The organism is Nocardiopsis terrae, from assembly GCF_014651695.1.
Taxonomy (GTDB): Bacteria; Actinomycetota; Actinomycetes; order Streptosporangiales; family Streptosporangiaceae; genus Nocardiopsis; species Nocardiopsis terrae.
Genome location: NZ_BMXJ01000012.1, coordinates 59,646 through 73,136 on the forward strand (window position 1 = coordinate 59,646; position 13,491 = coordinate 73,136).

A 13,491-nucleotide genomic window follows, 5' to 3' on the forward strand; every position below is an offset into this window, starting at 1 on the left:
AGAGAACGCCTTGTTTCCTAAGAAGCTAGCCCAACGCTGTAGAAAACGCAACGTTTCCTATTGAGGAGGCGGGTGGCCGAGGAGGATCCCCTGCTCCCCGGGCGCGCCGCCGACCACGGACGCCCGCCCCTGCACCGGTTCCGTCGGGCGCACCCGCCCCACTCCCGGGCCCGGCCCCCGGATACGCTCGGCGCGACACCTGACCCTGGGAGGAACCACATGACAGCGACCGCGGTCGTCACCGGAGCCAGCAGCGGGATCGGCGCCGCCACCGCGCGCGGGCTCGCCGCCGAGGGCTACGACGTGGTCCTGGTCGCCCGCCGCGCCGACCGGATCGAGGCGCTGGCCGGGGAGATCACCGGGAGCGGCCACTCGGCCCGGGCCCAGGTCCTCGACGTCACCGACCGCGCCGCCGTCGACGCCTTCGCCGAGGCGCTGGACTCCTGCGACGTGCTGGTCAACAACGCGGGCGGCGCGATCGGCACCGAGACCGTCGCCACCGCCGACCCCGCCGACTGGCGGCGGATGTACGAGGTCAACGTCCTGGGCGTGCTCAACATGACCCAGGCCCTACTGCCCAAACTCATCGCCAGCGGCGACGGCACCGTCCTGCTCGTCTCCTCGGTGGCCGGGCACGTGGTCTACGAGGGCGGCGGCGGTTACGTGGCCGCCAAGCACGGGGCCCACACGCTGGCCGCCACCCTGCGCCTGGAGCTGTGCGGGGAGCCGGTCCGGGTGCTGGAGGTGGCGCCCGGCATGGTCAAGACCGAGGAGTTCTCCCTCAACCGCCTGCGCGGTGACGCGGACCGGGCGGAGGCCGTGTACGCCGGGGTGCCCGACCCGCTGAGCGCCGAGGACGTCGCCGACACCATCGTGTGGGCCCTCACCCGGCCCCCGCACGTCAACATCGACCTGCTGGTGGTGCGTCCCCGGGCCCAGGCCGCGCAGCACCGGATCCACCGGGTCGGGGAGTAGCCGGGGGAGGGCGGGGAGGGCCTTCCCGCGCGTGCCCCTCCCCGCCCCGCGACCGGGCGGCTATCGGGGGTCGAGCTCCTTGGCCAGCAGTTCGACGAGGCCGTCCAGGGCCTCCTCCGAGCCCTCGTCCGCACAGCTCAGGGTCACGCTCTCGCCGTGGGACGCGCCCAGCGACATCACGGAGAGCACGCTGCGCGCGTCCACCGGCCGCTGGCCCTGACGGGCGACCGTCACGGCTAGGCCGGTCTCGTTGACCGCCTGGACGAACAGGGCTGCGGGCCGCGCGTGCAGGCCCAGCTGGGATCCGATGACAACGGTGCGCTCGGGCATGTGAGTCCTTGGAGGGTGTCGGGCGGGCCCGGTACTTCCGGTCCCGGTCACAGCTTGCCGATCCGCCACGGGGGATCGGGTCCGGCCGCCGGGGTGACGCCCTCGGCGGCCGCGTCGTCGGGTCGGGGGACGGTGGTGCCGGACGGGGACGCGGCGGCGGCCCCCGGGCCGGAGCCCGGCACAGGCGCTCCCGGGACGCTTCCCGGGCGGGGAAGCCCGCGAGCGCGCTGTCGCCCGCGCCCACGGTACTCCGAGTGCTCCCGGCCCCGGCCGAGTTGTCCACAGATTCGGCATCCGCTCTGGCGGACCGGGCTGATTCCGGGTTGGCTTGGTGTGTCGGGGAACCGGAGGACCCGACGGCGCGGCAGGCGCCCCGACCCGGCGCCCACCGCGCGCAGGCCGCCCCGACCGCCGACCCCAGCTGTCACAGGAGAGCACCCCATGGAGCAGACGGACCCCGTTCCGCCCCCCGCCGCCGACGCCCCGCGCCCCGCTCCCGTACTGAGGGGCATCGCGGCCGGCCCCGGCTGTGCCGTCGCCCCGGTCGCCCGGATGTCCGCCCCGCCAGCGCTCCCCGAACACGAGCCCGAGGTCGCCGATCCCGAGGCCGAGGCGGGGGCCGCGCGCGGCGCCCTAGAGGGTGTGGCCGCCGAGCTGGAGGGGCGCGCCGCGGACCTGGACGGCGAGGCCGCCGCGGTGCTCGACGCCCAGGCGCTCATGGCCCGGGACCCCGAGCTGCGACGGCAGGTCGAGGAGGGGGTACGGGACGGCCGTGCCGCCGCCTGGGCCGTGTGGGGTGCGTGTAGCCGCTACCGGGATCTTCTCCTGGCCGCCGGCGGCTACCTGGCCGAGCGTGCGGCCGACCTCTCCGACATCCGGGACCGGGCCGTGGCGGCGCTCCTGGGGCTGCCCATGCCCGGACTGCCCGACCCCGGCCACCCCCACGTGCTGGTCGCCGAGGACCTGGCGCCCGCCGACACCGTCCGCCTGGAGGGCGACCGGGTCCTGGCGATCGTCACACGGTTCGGCGGTCCCACCAGCCACACGGTCATCCTCGCCCGCTCCCTGGGCATCCCCGCGGTGGTGGGCTGCGCGGGAGCGGAGGGCTTGGCCGACGGCGCGGTCGTGGCGGTGGACGGGGACGCGGGCACGGTCGAGACCGATCCGGACCCGGAGGCCGCCGAAGGGGTCCGGCGGCGCGCGGAGCGGCGCCGAGCCCTGCTCCGAGCGTCCTCGGGGCCGGGGCGGACCGCCGACGGGGTCCCCGTGGCGTTGCTGCTCAACGCAGGTGAGGGCGACCCCGGGGAGGCGGCCGCACACGACAGCGAGGGCATCGGCCTGCTGCGTACCGAGTTCCTCTTCCTCGACCGCGCCGAGCCGCCGACCGTCGCCGAGCAGACCGAGGTCTACACCCGGCTGTTCCGGGCCTTCGCGGGGCGGGTGGTCACGGTGCGGACCCTGGACGCGGGTTCGGACAAGCCGCTCGCCTTCGCCGCCACCGGCCCGGAGGACAACCCGGCCCTGGGGGTGCGGGGGTTTCGGGCCGCACGCGTCCACCCGGGCCTGCTCACCGACCAGCTCACCGCGATCGCCGCCGCCGAGCGCGCCGCCGACACCACCGGGTCCGCGGCGCGGGTCCGGGTGATGGCGCCGATGGTGTCGACCCCCGCCGAGGCCGCCGAGTTCGCGGACCTGGCCCGCTCGGCCGGGATCGGGGAAGTCGGGGTGATGGTGGAGGTACCGGCGGCGGCCCTGCTCGCGGACCGTCTGCTGCCCCGGGTGGACTTCGTGTCCGTGGGCACCAACGACCTCGCGCAGTACACGATGGCCGCGGATCGCACCCTGGGCGCGCTGCCCGACCTGCTCGACCCCTGGCAGCCCGCGCTGCTGAGCCTGGTCGGGAGCACGGGCGGGGCGGGGGAGCGGCTGGGGCAGCCGGTGGGTGTGTGCGGTGAGGCCGCCGCCGACCCGCTGCTCGCACTGGTGCTGGTGGGGCTCGGTGTGACGAGCCTGTCCGCGGCACCGCCCGCGCTGCCCGCCGTGCGCTACGCCCTGGCCCGGCACACCCACGCCGAGTGCCGCGAACTCGCCGAACTCGCGCTCACCGCCGAGGGGCCCGAACAGGCCAGAGAGGCCGTTCGGGGTGCGGCCCACCCGGAGGTCGTCGGTCTCTGACCACCCGAGGGGCCGCGGGCACCGGGCGGACGGGCCGCCGGGGGCGAGGACAGCACTGGATTCGCCCCCCGTCCGTCGGGAACGGCGCCCAGCCCCACACACCCGCCCCCACGCACCGGGTTCGGCGCGTGGGGCGGGTGTGTGCGCCGGGCGGCGGGGCTCAGGTCGTGTAGTCCGCGTTGATCCTGATGTAGCCCTCGGTCAGGTCACAGCCGTAGACGGTGAACGCACCCTCGGCGATGCCCAGGTCGACGCTGATCACCACCTCGTCGCCCTTCATGTGCCGGGCGGCGCGCTCCAGGGTCTCCTCGGTGGCCTCGGTCGGGAAGGTCTCCACGTCCCCGAACACGATCCGTACGTTCTCCGGATGGACGTCGGTCTCCTCGGAGCACTTGCCCACGGCCATCGCGACCCGGCCCCAGTTGGGGTCGGCGCCGTGCACAGCCGTCTTGACCAGCGGCGAGTTCACCACGGCCTTGCCGATCCGCTTGGCCTGCGCGTCGTCGCGCGCCCCGGTGACCCGGACCTCGACGAGCTTGCCCGCGCCCTCGCCGTCGGAGGCGATCATCCGGACGAGCTTCAACGCCACCTCGTACAGGGCGGCCTCGAACTCGGCGGCCTCCACCGGTCCGGCCAGCCCGTTGGCGAAAACCGCCGCGGAGTCGCTGGTGGAGGTGTCGGTGTCGATGCTCAGTGCGTTGAAGGTCCGGTCCACGACCCGGCGGAACACCTCGTCCAGAACCGGCTGCTCCAGCTCGGCGTCGGTGAAGAACCAGGTCAGCATGGTCGCCATGTCGGGTTCGATCATGCCGACGCCCTTGGCGATCCCGGTGAGGGTCGCCTCGCCCACCGTGGCGGTGGCGATCTTGGGGTGGGTGTCGGTGGTCATCATGGCCGCGGCGGAGCGGTCCAGGTCTGCCGGGGGGAACTCCGCGGGCAGGCCGTCCAGGTAGGAGCGGACCTTCTCCATGGGGTAGGGGCGGCCGATGACCCCGGTGGAGGCGATCAGGAGGTCGTCGGGGTCGACACCGGCGGCCCGGGCCACGCCCTCCTGGACCTCACGGGCGTCGGCCGTCCCGATCTGGCCGGTCGCCACGTTGGCGTTTCGGGCGATCACCGTGACCCCGCGGGCGTGTCCGTCCGCCGCGGCCGCCCGGCTGAGCCTGACGCTCGGGCCGGCGAACCGGGACCGGGTGAACACGGCGGAGACCACCGCGGGGGCCTGCGAGACCACCGCGAAGAAGTCGTCCTTGGGGTCCTTGATCCCGATGTTGCCGGCCACGCCGACGAAACCTGCGGGAACGGGGGTCTTGCTGCTCATCGTCCTCCTCGGAGCTTCGTGGGCGCAAGCCTACTTCGCCACGCCCGAAAGCCCCGGTTACGGCCGTGACCTGTGGGGGTTTCGTACTGTGCGGTGACGGTCCGGGTGTGACAAGGCGGAGCGAACGGGGTATCCGCCGAGTGTGGGGTAGACCGCTCGGGGGGAGGCGTGTTGTGCGTGATGGTGACTGGCTCACGGAGACTGGGGCGCGGATCCGCGGTGTCCTGAAGGTGATGGTGGACGCGGGCTGGCTTCCGGGCGGGACCGCCGTGGTCGGGACCGGGGGTATGTGGGAGTTCGTGGCGGTCGGGCGGACCGACAGCGAACACGACACGGCACCGGACGTGTCCTACGACGTCGCGAGCCTGACGAAGGTGATGGCGACCTGGCCCCTGGTGGGCCGGGCGGTCGCCGAGGGCGCTCTGGACCTGAACGCCCCGATGTCGGAGTACTTTCCGGGTGAGGACCTGCCGGGCGCCTGGGTGACGACCCGGCAGATCCTCACCCACACGAGCCGGCTCAACCAGGTCACCTGGTTGGAGCGCTACGTGGGCACCGACCAGGACCTGGCCGAGGCGATTCTGGCGGATCCGTTGGAGGAGCCCGGTTACCAGTACGTCGACCGCGGGTTCATCCTGCTCGGGCTGCTCCTGGAGCGGTTGTACGGCAAGGGACTGGACCGGCTGGCCGCGGGCCTGTGGGACGACCTGGGTATGCGGTCCACTGCCTACGGCCCGCTGGCCAGGTCGCCCAGCGTGGCGCCGACCGAGCGCCGTCTCGTCGGCGCGGCGCCCTCCTGGGGCGTGGTGCACGACGAGGCGGCCGCGCTGATGGGCGGTGTGGCGGGGCACGCCGGGGTGTTCAGCACCGCGATCGACCTGGGCACCTACGCCCGGGAGATGCTCCGCCTGCACGAGGGCGGAGCCGGGGCCGTCCCCGGGTCGTTCGTTCGGGAGAGCTGGTCACCGCAGGTGGACGCGGGCGCCCGGCTGTCGAGGGGACTGGCCTGGTTGGTCACCCCGGAGGGGGTGGTCTACCACAACGGTTTCACCGGGACGAGCCTGTTCATGCACCCGGAGAGCGGACGGTACGTCGGTGTGCTCACCAACGCCGTGCACTACGGGCGCGACCGCACCGGACTGGTGGACCTGCGTGCGGCTGCGCGTTCGGCGCTCACGCCGCAAGCCCACGAATCCTCTCCGTGACGCGGCCGAGCAGCTCGGCCAGCCCGGCGGGTCCGGGGACGACCAGGTCGGCGGCGTCGGCCACCGCGGTGACCTCCTCGGAGGAGGAGCACACCGTCAGGCCGGACACGCCACGCGCACGCAGCGCGGCCACCGCCTCGAAGGCGGGCAGGTCGCCGAGGTCGTCACCGGCGTAGAAGACGTGGAGCGCGCCCCTCTCCTCCACCAGGGAGGTGAGGGCCGCACCCTTGTCCACACCCTGTGGACGGAGCTCGATCACCATCCGCCCGGGCTCCACCTTGAGCCCCGCGCGTTCGGCCAGCTCCGTCAGGGGGCCGCCCAGCAGTTCCAGCGCCCTGTCGGGGTCGGCGGCGCGCCGGGTGTGCACGGCCAACGAGCGGCCCTTGTCCTCGATCCAGGTGCCCTCCGGCGCGCCGGAGGCGTCCACCAGGCCCGGGAGTTCGGCCCGGACCAGGGACACCCCGGGCGGCGGTTCGGCGGCCGCCACACGGCCGTCGGACCAGCGCTCGGCGCCGTAGTGTCCGAGCACGGTGATGCCGGGCACCCGGTCCAGACCGCCGAGGTCCACCGCGGTGGCGGCACCGCGCCCGGTGATCACTGCGACGGTGCCCGCCAGTTCGGCCAGTTCGGCCAGAGCGGCCACGATCCCCGGTTGGGGGGCGGAGTCACGCGGGTCGGCGACGATGGGCGCCAGCGTGCCGTCGAAGTCGAAGGCGAACAGTGCCCGCGCGGGTTCGGTGAGCAGTGCTTCGAGCGCGGCCCGCCCGTTCGGGGTGGTCGGTTCGGGCAGCCCGTTCCCACCGGTCGGTTCGTTCTGTGCGTGCGGACCGCCCGGCCTGTTCCGCTCGGGCGTTCCGTGCTGTCGGGGCTGAGGCAAGGCAGGACCCTGTCGCTGTCGATGGGGAGGGCGCGCGTGTGCGGGCCCGGACGGGGTGGTGGCCGTCGGCGGGGAACGCGCGGGTCGGTGTGTGCGGGCCCGGGGGCTCCCGGCGTCCGCACTCGGGACGCCGGTCAGATGTGGATGCCCAACTGGCGCGCGTTGCGTTGGCGTCGGCGGTCGGCGCGCAGCCGACGCAGACGTTTGACGGTCATGGGGTCGAAGGCGAGCGCCTCGGGGCGCTCGACCAGTCCGTTGAGCAGTTGGTAGTACCGGGTCGCGGAGAACCCGAACTCGTCACGGATCGCCTGTTCCTTGGAGCCCTCGAACTTCCACCACTGGCGTTCGAAGGCGAGGATGCGCTGTTCGCGTTCGGCGAGGGCCGACTGACTGCCTTCGGGCGGACCGATATTCGGCATGGGACACCCCCTGGACGGGTAATTGGTTTGTCCGGATCGGCGCGACTCATGCTAGCGACTCGACATGCCGGATGAGGAACGGGGAACCCAGGACTGGCACCAGGGATACAGTTACGTTCCCTACCCTCCAGGCCACTTGTCCAAGCCTGAATCCTGTGCCCATGACAGAATTGCGAGGGTCCGGGGAGGGCCCGGCGGAATGCCGACCGCAACGTTCGAGGGAGCCTGACGTGCTCGGGGGCAACAGCCGTAACAGGACACAAACGCGCCATGTGCTGGGCGCCGCGGCGGGGGCCTGCGCGGCGCTCACCGTACTGGGACTGACGGCGGTTCCAGCCGCCGCCGACGGGGTCCCCGACTTCCGGCCGGAGCAGTGGGCCCTGCAGTCCGCCGGGGCCCAGGAGATCTGGGAGTCCACCCGGGGCCAGGGCCTCACCGTGGCCCTGCCCGGTGTCTCCGTGAACGAGGAGCACCCCGATATCCGGGACAACCTGGAGGTGGACACCGAGTTCGGCGGCAACGGCACCGACACCGAACAGGGCACGGCCGCGGCCTCCCTGGTCGCTGGGCACGGACACGGTATGGACGCGGACGGCGGGGTCCTGGGTGTAGCCCCGGAGGCCGAGCTGCTGGTGCTGCCAGGCGACGACCTGCCCGGCGCGATCCGCTACGCCGTGGACGCGGGTGCCCAGGTCGTCCTGCTGCCGGAGGAGGTCGGCACCGACGGGGACCAGTCGGAGGCCACCGCGGAGGCGGCCGAGGGCGGGACCCTCGTCGTCGCCCCCGCCGGCGGGGAGGAGGACCCGAACGTCCTCGCGGTGGGCGGTGTGGACGAGAACGGGGGACTCGTCCCGGACCCGCCCGAAACCTCGTCCGTCGAACTCCTCGCGCCCGGGGCCGCACTGGAGGCGGCCGGCACGGACATGGGGCTGAACGAGGTGACCGGAACCCCCTACGCGGCCGCCGTGGCCGCCGGGGCGGCCGCGCTCCTGCGGGCCGAGTACCCGCAGCTCTCCCCGGAACAGGTCCGTGAGGCGCTGGTCGGGGGCGCCCAGCAGGGCGCGGAGGGACTGCCGCTCCTGCACCTTCCCGGCGCTGCCACCCAGGCCGCGGAGGTGGCGGAGGACAACCCGCTCCTCGACGAGGACCTGGTCGAGGAGGACTCCCCGGACGTGCCGGTGTGGATCTGGTTCGCCCTGGCCGGCGTCGTCCTCGCCATCGTGGTGATCCTTCTGGCGCTGTGGGTGCGCCGTTCCAGCAAGGACCCCTACGGTGTGGCGGCCGAGCGGCGGACGCAGGACGAGGAACTGGCCGCCGAGCGGGCGGAGCGGGCCCGGGCCGAGGAACGCCCCTCGCGGCGCAGGAAGGGCGGCCGGCGCCGCAAGGGGTAGGGGCGGGCGCCGCGGCGGACGGCCGCGGCGCCGTGTGGCCGACAGGGTTCCCGGCGCCCGCCCGGGGCGGCCCCAGGAGCTCTTCGGGCACCCCTCCAGCTTTACTGTCGCGTACGGTTATGCCTGGTCAACGGTATGTCATGCAAAATCTGCGCGTGCATATGTAAGCGACACGGAGGGTCTTGACTCGCGCACCGCAGGGGAGAAGGCTTTGTGGATGTCCTCCCTCGAAACACCCTCTCTGCCCTCGCGAGGAGAAAAGGTGATCGGAGCAGACCCCCGGTCGCACCACCTCGTGAACGGGCGTGTGCACATCTGCGATCCCGACCCGAAGTGGCCCTACCTGTTCAGGCAGGAGGAGGGACGGCTCCGCGGCGTCCTGGGCGACCGGGTCCTGTCCCTGGACCACGTCGGATCCACCTCGGTGCCCGGCCTGGCCGCCAAGCCCTGCCTCGACCTGCTTCTGGCCGTCGCCGACTCCGCGGACGAGGCCGCCTACGTCCCCGACCTGGAGGCCGCCGGGTACTCCCTGGTCATCCGGGAGCCCGACTGGTACGAGCACCGGGTCCTCAAGGGCCCGGGCGTCAACATCAACCTGCACGTGTTCACCGAGGGGTGCGCGGAGATCGACCGCATGCGGCTCCTCCGCGACCACCTCACCGAGGACGCCGGGGCGCGGGAACGCTACACCGCCGTCAAGCGCGAACTGGCCGAGCACACCTGGGACAGGATCCAGGACTACGCCGACGCCAAGACCGGCATCATCACCGAACTCCTCGACGAGGCCGGGGCCAGTCGGGACGGGAGCACCGGGGCCGGCTGAGCCCCGGGTACCGCCGCAGGGCGTGTCCGGTGAGGGACACGGCCCCGCGACCCCGCCCCGGACGGGCGGGCCGAACACACCTCAGGAGCGCAGCCCCAGCGAGCGCAACTGGTCCTGGAACCAGCGGCGCGGTGGCAGCGCCACGGCCGCCTCCGCCAACTGCTCCCGGCGTTTGCGGCGCTCCGCCTCGGGCATCGACAGGGCCCGGTGCAGCGCCTCGGCGGTCTCCACGGTGTCGTAGGGGTTGACCAGCAGCGCGCCCTCGCCCAGTTCGTCGGCGGCGCCCGCCTCACGGGACAGCACCAGCACGGAGTCCTGTTCGGACAGGACCGGCCCCTCCTTGGCGACCAGGTTCATGCCGTCCCGGATCGGGTTCACCAACAGCACGTCGGCCATCTGGAACGAGGCCAGCGAACGCGGGTAGTCGTCGTTGACCTCCAAGACCAGGGGCGTCCACTCGGGGGTGGAGAACTCCTCGTTGATCTCCTTGGCGAGCCGGAGCACCGAGTCCGTGTACTCGCGGTACTCGGGCACGTCGCCGCGGCTCGGGTAGGCGAACGCCAGGTGGGTGACCCGACCCCGCCACTCGGGGTGCGCCCGCAGCAGCTCCCGGTACGCCTCCAGCCCGCGCACGATGTTCTTGGACAGCTCCGTGCGGTCCACCCGCACGATCAGCCTGGTGTCGCCCACCGCCTCGCGCAGCGTCCGGCGCCGGTCCGCCACGGCGGGCTCCGCGGCGCTCGCCCGGAGCCCCTCCTCGTCCGCGCCCAGGGCGTGCACGCCCACCTCGACGATCCGGCCCCCGTGTTCCACCGTGCGCTGTTCGAGGTCCACGTCGGCGCGCAGGATCTCGGCACAGCAGCGCAGGAACGCGTCGGCCCAGCGCGGGCTCAGGAAACCCAGCCGGTCCGCGCCCAGCATGCCCTCCAGCAGCTCCCGGGCGACCTGGGCGGGCAGCATGCGGAAGTACTCCGGCGGCGCCCACGGGGTGTGCGAGAAGTGCGCGATCCGCAGGTCGGGGCGGCGCGTCCGCAACAGGCGCGGTACCAGTGCCAGGTGGTAGTCCTGCACGGCCACGCGGGCGTTGTCGGCGGCACCGCTGACCAGGGCCTCGGCGAAGGCGTCGTTGTAGGCGGTGTAGTCCTCCCAGAGCTCGCGGAACTCCGAGCCGAAGGAGGGCTTGTTCGGGGTGTCGTACAGCATGTGCTGGACGAACCACAGGGTCGAGTTGGCCACCCCGGTGTAGGCGCCCGCGAGGGTGTCCTCCGGAATGTCCAGCATGTGAACACGCATGCCGTCGAGGTCGTGCGCCTTGTCCAGACGGGCCTCCGGGGCCTCGGCCGCGGCTCGCCGGTCGGTGTCGGACAGGGCGGCGCACACCCAGAGGCTGTCGATCTCGGTGGCCACGGAGATCATCCCCGAGACCAGGCCGCCACCGCCGCGCCGGTGCTCCAGGGAGCCGTCGTCGGCGGTGGAGAAGGAGACCGGCCCCCTGTTGGAGGCGATGAGGATCTGGGCCTTGTCCACGTGGTCGTCCTCTCGAGAGAATCACGGATGCGGCGGGGAGTGGGACGCTTCCCCGGGGCGTTACGCGGCGGGTTGCGCGCCCGCGGAACATGCCCCTAGGTCTCGCCTGTGGACAGGGGCCCCAAACACCCCCGAGGTCAACGGTGGAGACCGTCACGGGGCGGAAACACGGCGGGCACGGCGGCGGCCCCTCAACCGGCGCCGTCTCATTGTGTCTCACGATATGAGAAGGATGGTGTAATCCGGATCACCCGTCGTGGAAAACCGGTCAACACGTCCGTTACAGTGACGGTGCGCTCTCCAAGCGGAAGTGCGACAACTTCATATTGCTCATCCAGAGGGGTGGAGGGACCGGCCCTGCGAAGCCCCGGCAACCATCTCGACATGTGGACGCGACCACCGCGAACCCGTCGAGGCAGGTGCCAACTCCGGCCTGGGGTCAAGGTGGCCACCAGGAAAGATGAGGGGAGACGCCTCGCCATGGCGATTACCGCCGCTGAACCCACCTCCGTTCGCGCCTTCGGACCCGGAACCGCCCTGTCCTGCCGGGAGTGCGGCGAGCGGTACGAACTCACACCGATCTTCGCCTGTCAGTTCTGTTTCGGCCCCCTGGAGATCGCCTACGACTTCGGGAACGTCACCCGCGAGGAGATCGAGAGCGGCCCCAAGAACATCTGGCGCTACCGCTCCCTCCTGCCGGTCCCCGACAACGTGGCCGAGCTGCCGAACATGAACCCCGGCCTCACCCCGCTGGTGCGCGCCGACCGGCTCGCCGCCGAACTCGGCCTGAGGTCCCTGCACGTCAAGGACGACTCGGCCAACCCCACGCACTCCTTCAAGGACCGCGTGGTCGCGATCGCCGTCGAGGCCGCCCGCACCTTCGGCTTCACCACCCTCTCCTGCTCCTCCACCGGCAACCTCGCCGGCGCCGTGGGCGCCGCCGCCGCACGGGCCGGCTTCGAGTCGTGCGTGTTCATCCCGGCCGGACTGGAGGAGGGCAAGGTCGTCATGGCCGCCGTGTACGGCGGCAAGGTCGTCGCCATCGACGGCAACTACGACGACGTCAACCGCTTCTGCTCCGAGCTCATCGGGGACGAGGCCGGGGAGAGCTGGGGCTTCACCAACGTCAACCTGCGCCCCTACTACGCCGAGGGCTCCAAGACTCTGGCCTACGAGATCGCCGAGCAGCTCGGCTGGCGCCTGCCCGAGCAGATCGTCATCCCGATCGCCTCCGGCTCCCAGCTCACCAAGATCGACAAGGGCTTCCAGGAGCTGATCAGGGTCGGCCTGGTCGAGGACCGCCCCTACAAGGTGTTCGGCGCACAGGCCACCGGCTGCTCCCCGGTCGCCAGGGCCTGGGAGAACGGCCACGACGTGATCCAGCCGGTCAAGCCGGACACCATCGCCAAGTCCCTGGCTATCGGCAACCCCGCGGACGGCCCGTACGTGCTGGACATCGCCCAGCGCACCGGCGGCTCGGTCGAGCACGTGGGCGACGACGAGATCGTCGACGCCATCAAGCTCCTCGCCCGGACCGAGGGCGTCTTCGCCGAGACGGCGGGCGGCGTGACCACCGGCGTCCTGTGCAAGCTGGTGCGCGAGGGCAGGCTCGACCCCGAGGCCGAGACGGTCATCGTCAACACCGGTGACGGGCTCAAGACCCTCAACGCGGTCGACTCGGGCGTCACCGCCACGATCAGGCCGTCCCTGGACGCCTTCAAGGCCGAGGGCCTGGCCTGAACCGCCGCCCCGGGGCCAGCCCCGGCCGTATCCCGCCGCACCCACTTCACAGGAGTACGAACACCATGAGCGCCAGCGTCCGCGTGCCGACCATCCTGCGCACCTACACCGACGACGCCTCCGAGGTCACCGCCGAGGGCGGCACCCTCGCCGAGATCCTCGACGACCTGGAGGCCAACCACCCGGGCATCCGCGCCCGCATCCTCGACGACAACGGCAAGGTCCGCCGATTCGTCAACGTCTACGTCGGCGACGAGGACGTCCGCTTCGAGAAGGGCCTGCAGACCGAGGTCAAGGACGGCCAGCAGGTCTCGATCATCCCGGCGGTCGCCGGGGGCTGCTGACCGGGGTGAACACGTGAACCGTGAGGGGCGGGCGCCGCGTGCGCCCGTCCCTCGCCGAGTTCTGTGCGCAACGCCTGGCCGTGTGTCGCGGCCGCTCCTTGCCTGCCGCGCCGCAGCAGCAGGGGCGGGCGGCCGCGCTGGGGACCAGGAGGCGGGGGCAGGTGGCGGGCGGTCGCTGGGGGCCGAAGGGTCAGCTGCGCAGCCCGCGGTGCCCGAAACCGGTCCGGCAGAGTGTCCGCTGCTTCCGAAACCGCCCCACCCACGGTGATCTTGCTACCAGGGGCAACTTCGGCGCCTTGGGGTCAAGTGGTTGTTGCAACGAGGAACTCGTTGAGGACCTCGGCCGGGGTAGCCCAGCCCAGGG

General features: G+C 72.6%; 13 protein-coding genes and 1 riboswitch. Of the genes, 7 read left to right on the plus strand and 6 right to left on the minus strand.

What is annotated here, in order from left to right; translation table 11 throughout:
• Nucleotides 1-219 precede the first annotated feature (219 nt).
• Nucleotides 220-975 (plus strand): SDR family NAD(P)-dependent oxidoreductase, encoded by a 756-nt coding sequence (locus IE195_RS25565; protein ID WP_191276250.1) that lies wholly within the window; start codon nucleotides 220-222, stop codon nucleotides 973-975.
• Between the two features lie 60 nt (nucleotides 976-1,035).
• Here the strand turns inward: IE195_RS25565 and IE195_RS25570 are convergent, their stop codons facing one another.
• Together IE195_RS25570 and IE195_RS26560 are read right to left on the minus strand one after the other, a co-directional pair.
• Nucleotides 1,036-1,305, minus strand: coding sequence for an HPr family phosphocarrier protein (locus IE195_RS25570; protein ID WP_191276252.1), 270 nt, complete (start codon nucleotides 1,303-1,305; stop codon nucleotides 1,036-1,038).
• 47 nt (nucleotides 1,306-1,352) lie between these two features.
• Nucleotides 1,353-1,487, minus strand: coding sequence for a hypothetical protein (locus tag IE195_RS26560; RefSeq protein WP_264081811.1), 135 nt, complete (start codon nucleotides 1,485-1,487; stop codon nucleotides 1,353-1,355).
• 259 nt (nucleotides 1,488-1,746) lie between these two features.
• Here IE195_RS26560 and IE195_RS25575 point away from each other — a divergent pair, with 259 nt between their 5' ends.
• The gene (locus tag IE195_RS25575) at nucleotides 1,747-3,480 is read left to right on the plus strand and encodes a phosphoenolpyruvate--protein phosphotransferase (protein ID WP_191276254.1); all 1,734 of its coding nucleotides are present in this window, start codon (nucleotides 1,747-1,749) and stop codon (nucleotides 3,478-3,480) included.
• 160 nt (nucleotides 3,481-3,640) lie between these two features.
• Here the strand turns inward: IE195_RS25575 and argJ are convergent, their stop codons facing one another.
• A complete protein-coding gene (gene argJ, locus IE195_RS25580; RefSeq protein WP_191276256.1) occupies nucleotides 3,641-4,801 on the minus strand; it encodes a bifunctional glutamate N-acetyltransferase/amino-acid acetyltransferase ArgJ in 1,161 nt (386 codons plus the stop codon).
• A 173-nt stretch (nucleotides 4,802-4,974) separates the two neighbouring features.
• Between argJ and IE195_RS25585 the strand changes: the two genes are divergently transcribed.
• The gene (locus IE195_RS25585) at nucleotides 4,975-6,006 is read left to right on the plus strand and encodes a serine hydrolase domain-containing protein (RefSeq protein ID WP_191276258.1); all 1,032 of its coding nucleotides are present in this window, start codon (nucleotides 4,975-4,977) and stop codon (nucleotides 6,004-6,006) included.
• Here IE195_RS25585 and otsB read toward each other — a convergent pair.
• Nucleotides 5,975-6,796, minus strand: coding sequence for a trehalose-phosphatase (otsB, locus tag IE195_RS25590; protein WP_191276285.1), 822 nt, complete (start codon nucleotides 6,794-6,796; stop codon nucleotides 5,975-5,977). The two genes, IE195_RS25585 and otsB, sit on opposite strands and share 32 nt — an antisense overlap.
• A 221-nt stretch (nucleotides 6,797-7,017) precedes the next feature.
• Nucleotides 7,018-7,302 (minus strand): DUF3263 domain-containing protein, encoded by a 285-nt coding sequence (locus IE195_RS25595; protein ID WP_191276260.1) that lies wholly within the window; start codon nucleotides 7,300-7,302, stop codon nucleotides 7,018-7,020.
• 230 nt (nucleotides 7,303-7,532) lie between these two features.
• Here IE195_RS25595 and IE195_RS25600 point away from each other — a divergent pair, with 230 nt between their 5' ends.
• Nucleotides 7,533-8,693 (plus strand): S8 family serine peptidase, encoded by a 1,161-nt coding sequence (locus tag IE195_RS25600; RefSeq protein WP_191276262.1) that lies wholly within the window; start codon nucleotides 7,533-7,535, stop codon nucleotides 8,691-8,693.
• Nucleotides 8,694-8,910: 217 nt separating this feature from the next.
• Nucleotides 8,911-9,516 (plus strand): GrpB family protein, encoded by a 606-nt coding sequence (locus IE195_RS25605; protein WP_191276264.1) that lies wholly within the window; start codon nucleotides 8,911-8,913, stop codon nucleotides 9,514-9,516.
• An 81-nt stretch (nucleotides 9,517-9,597) separates the two neighbouring features.
• Here IE195_RS25605 and IE195_RS25610 read toward each other — a convergent pair whose 3' ends face one another.
• Nucleotides 9,598-11,043, minus strand: coding sequence for an alpha,alpha-trehalose-phosphate synthase (UDP-forming) (locus IE195_RS25610; protein WP_191276266.1), 1,446 nt, complete (start codon nucleotides 11,041-11,043; stop codon nucleotides 9,598-9,600).
• 327 nt (nucleotides 11,044-11,370) lie between these two features.
• Nucleotides 11,371-11,510: riboswitch (SAM riboswitch) on the plus strand.
• Between the two features lie 13 nt (nucleotides 11,511-11,523).
• On the opposite strand from IE195_RS25610, the gene thrC reads away from it, so the two are divergent.
• Both thrC and IE195_RS25620 read left to right on the plus strand, forming a co-directional pair.
• Nucleotides 11,524-12,783 (plus strand): threonine synthase, encoded by a 1,260-nt coding sequence (gene thrC, locus IE195_RS25615; protein WP_191276268.1) that lies wholly within the window; start codon nucleotides 11,524-11,526, stop codon nucleotides 12,781-12,783.
• A 65-nt stretch (nucleotides 12,784-12,848) separates the two neighbouring features.
• A complete protein-coding gene (locus IE195_RS25620; protein ID WP_191276270.1) occupies nucleotides 12,849-13,127 on the plus strand; it encodes a ubiquitin-like small modifier protein 1 in 279 nt (92 codons plus the stop codon).
• Nucleotides 13,128-13,491: the final 364 nt, after the last annotated feature.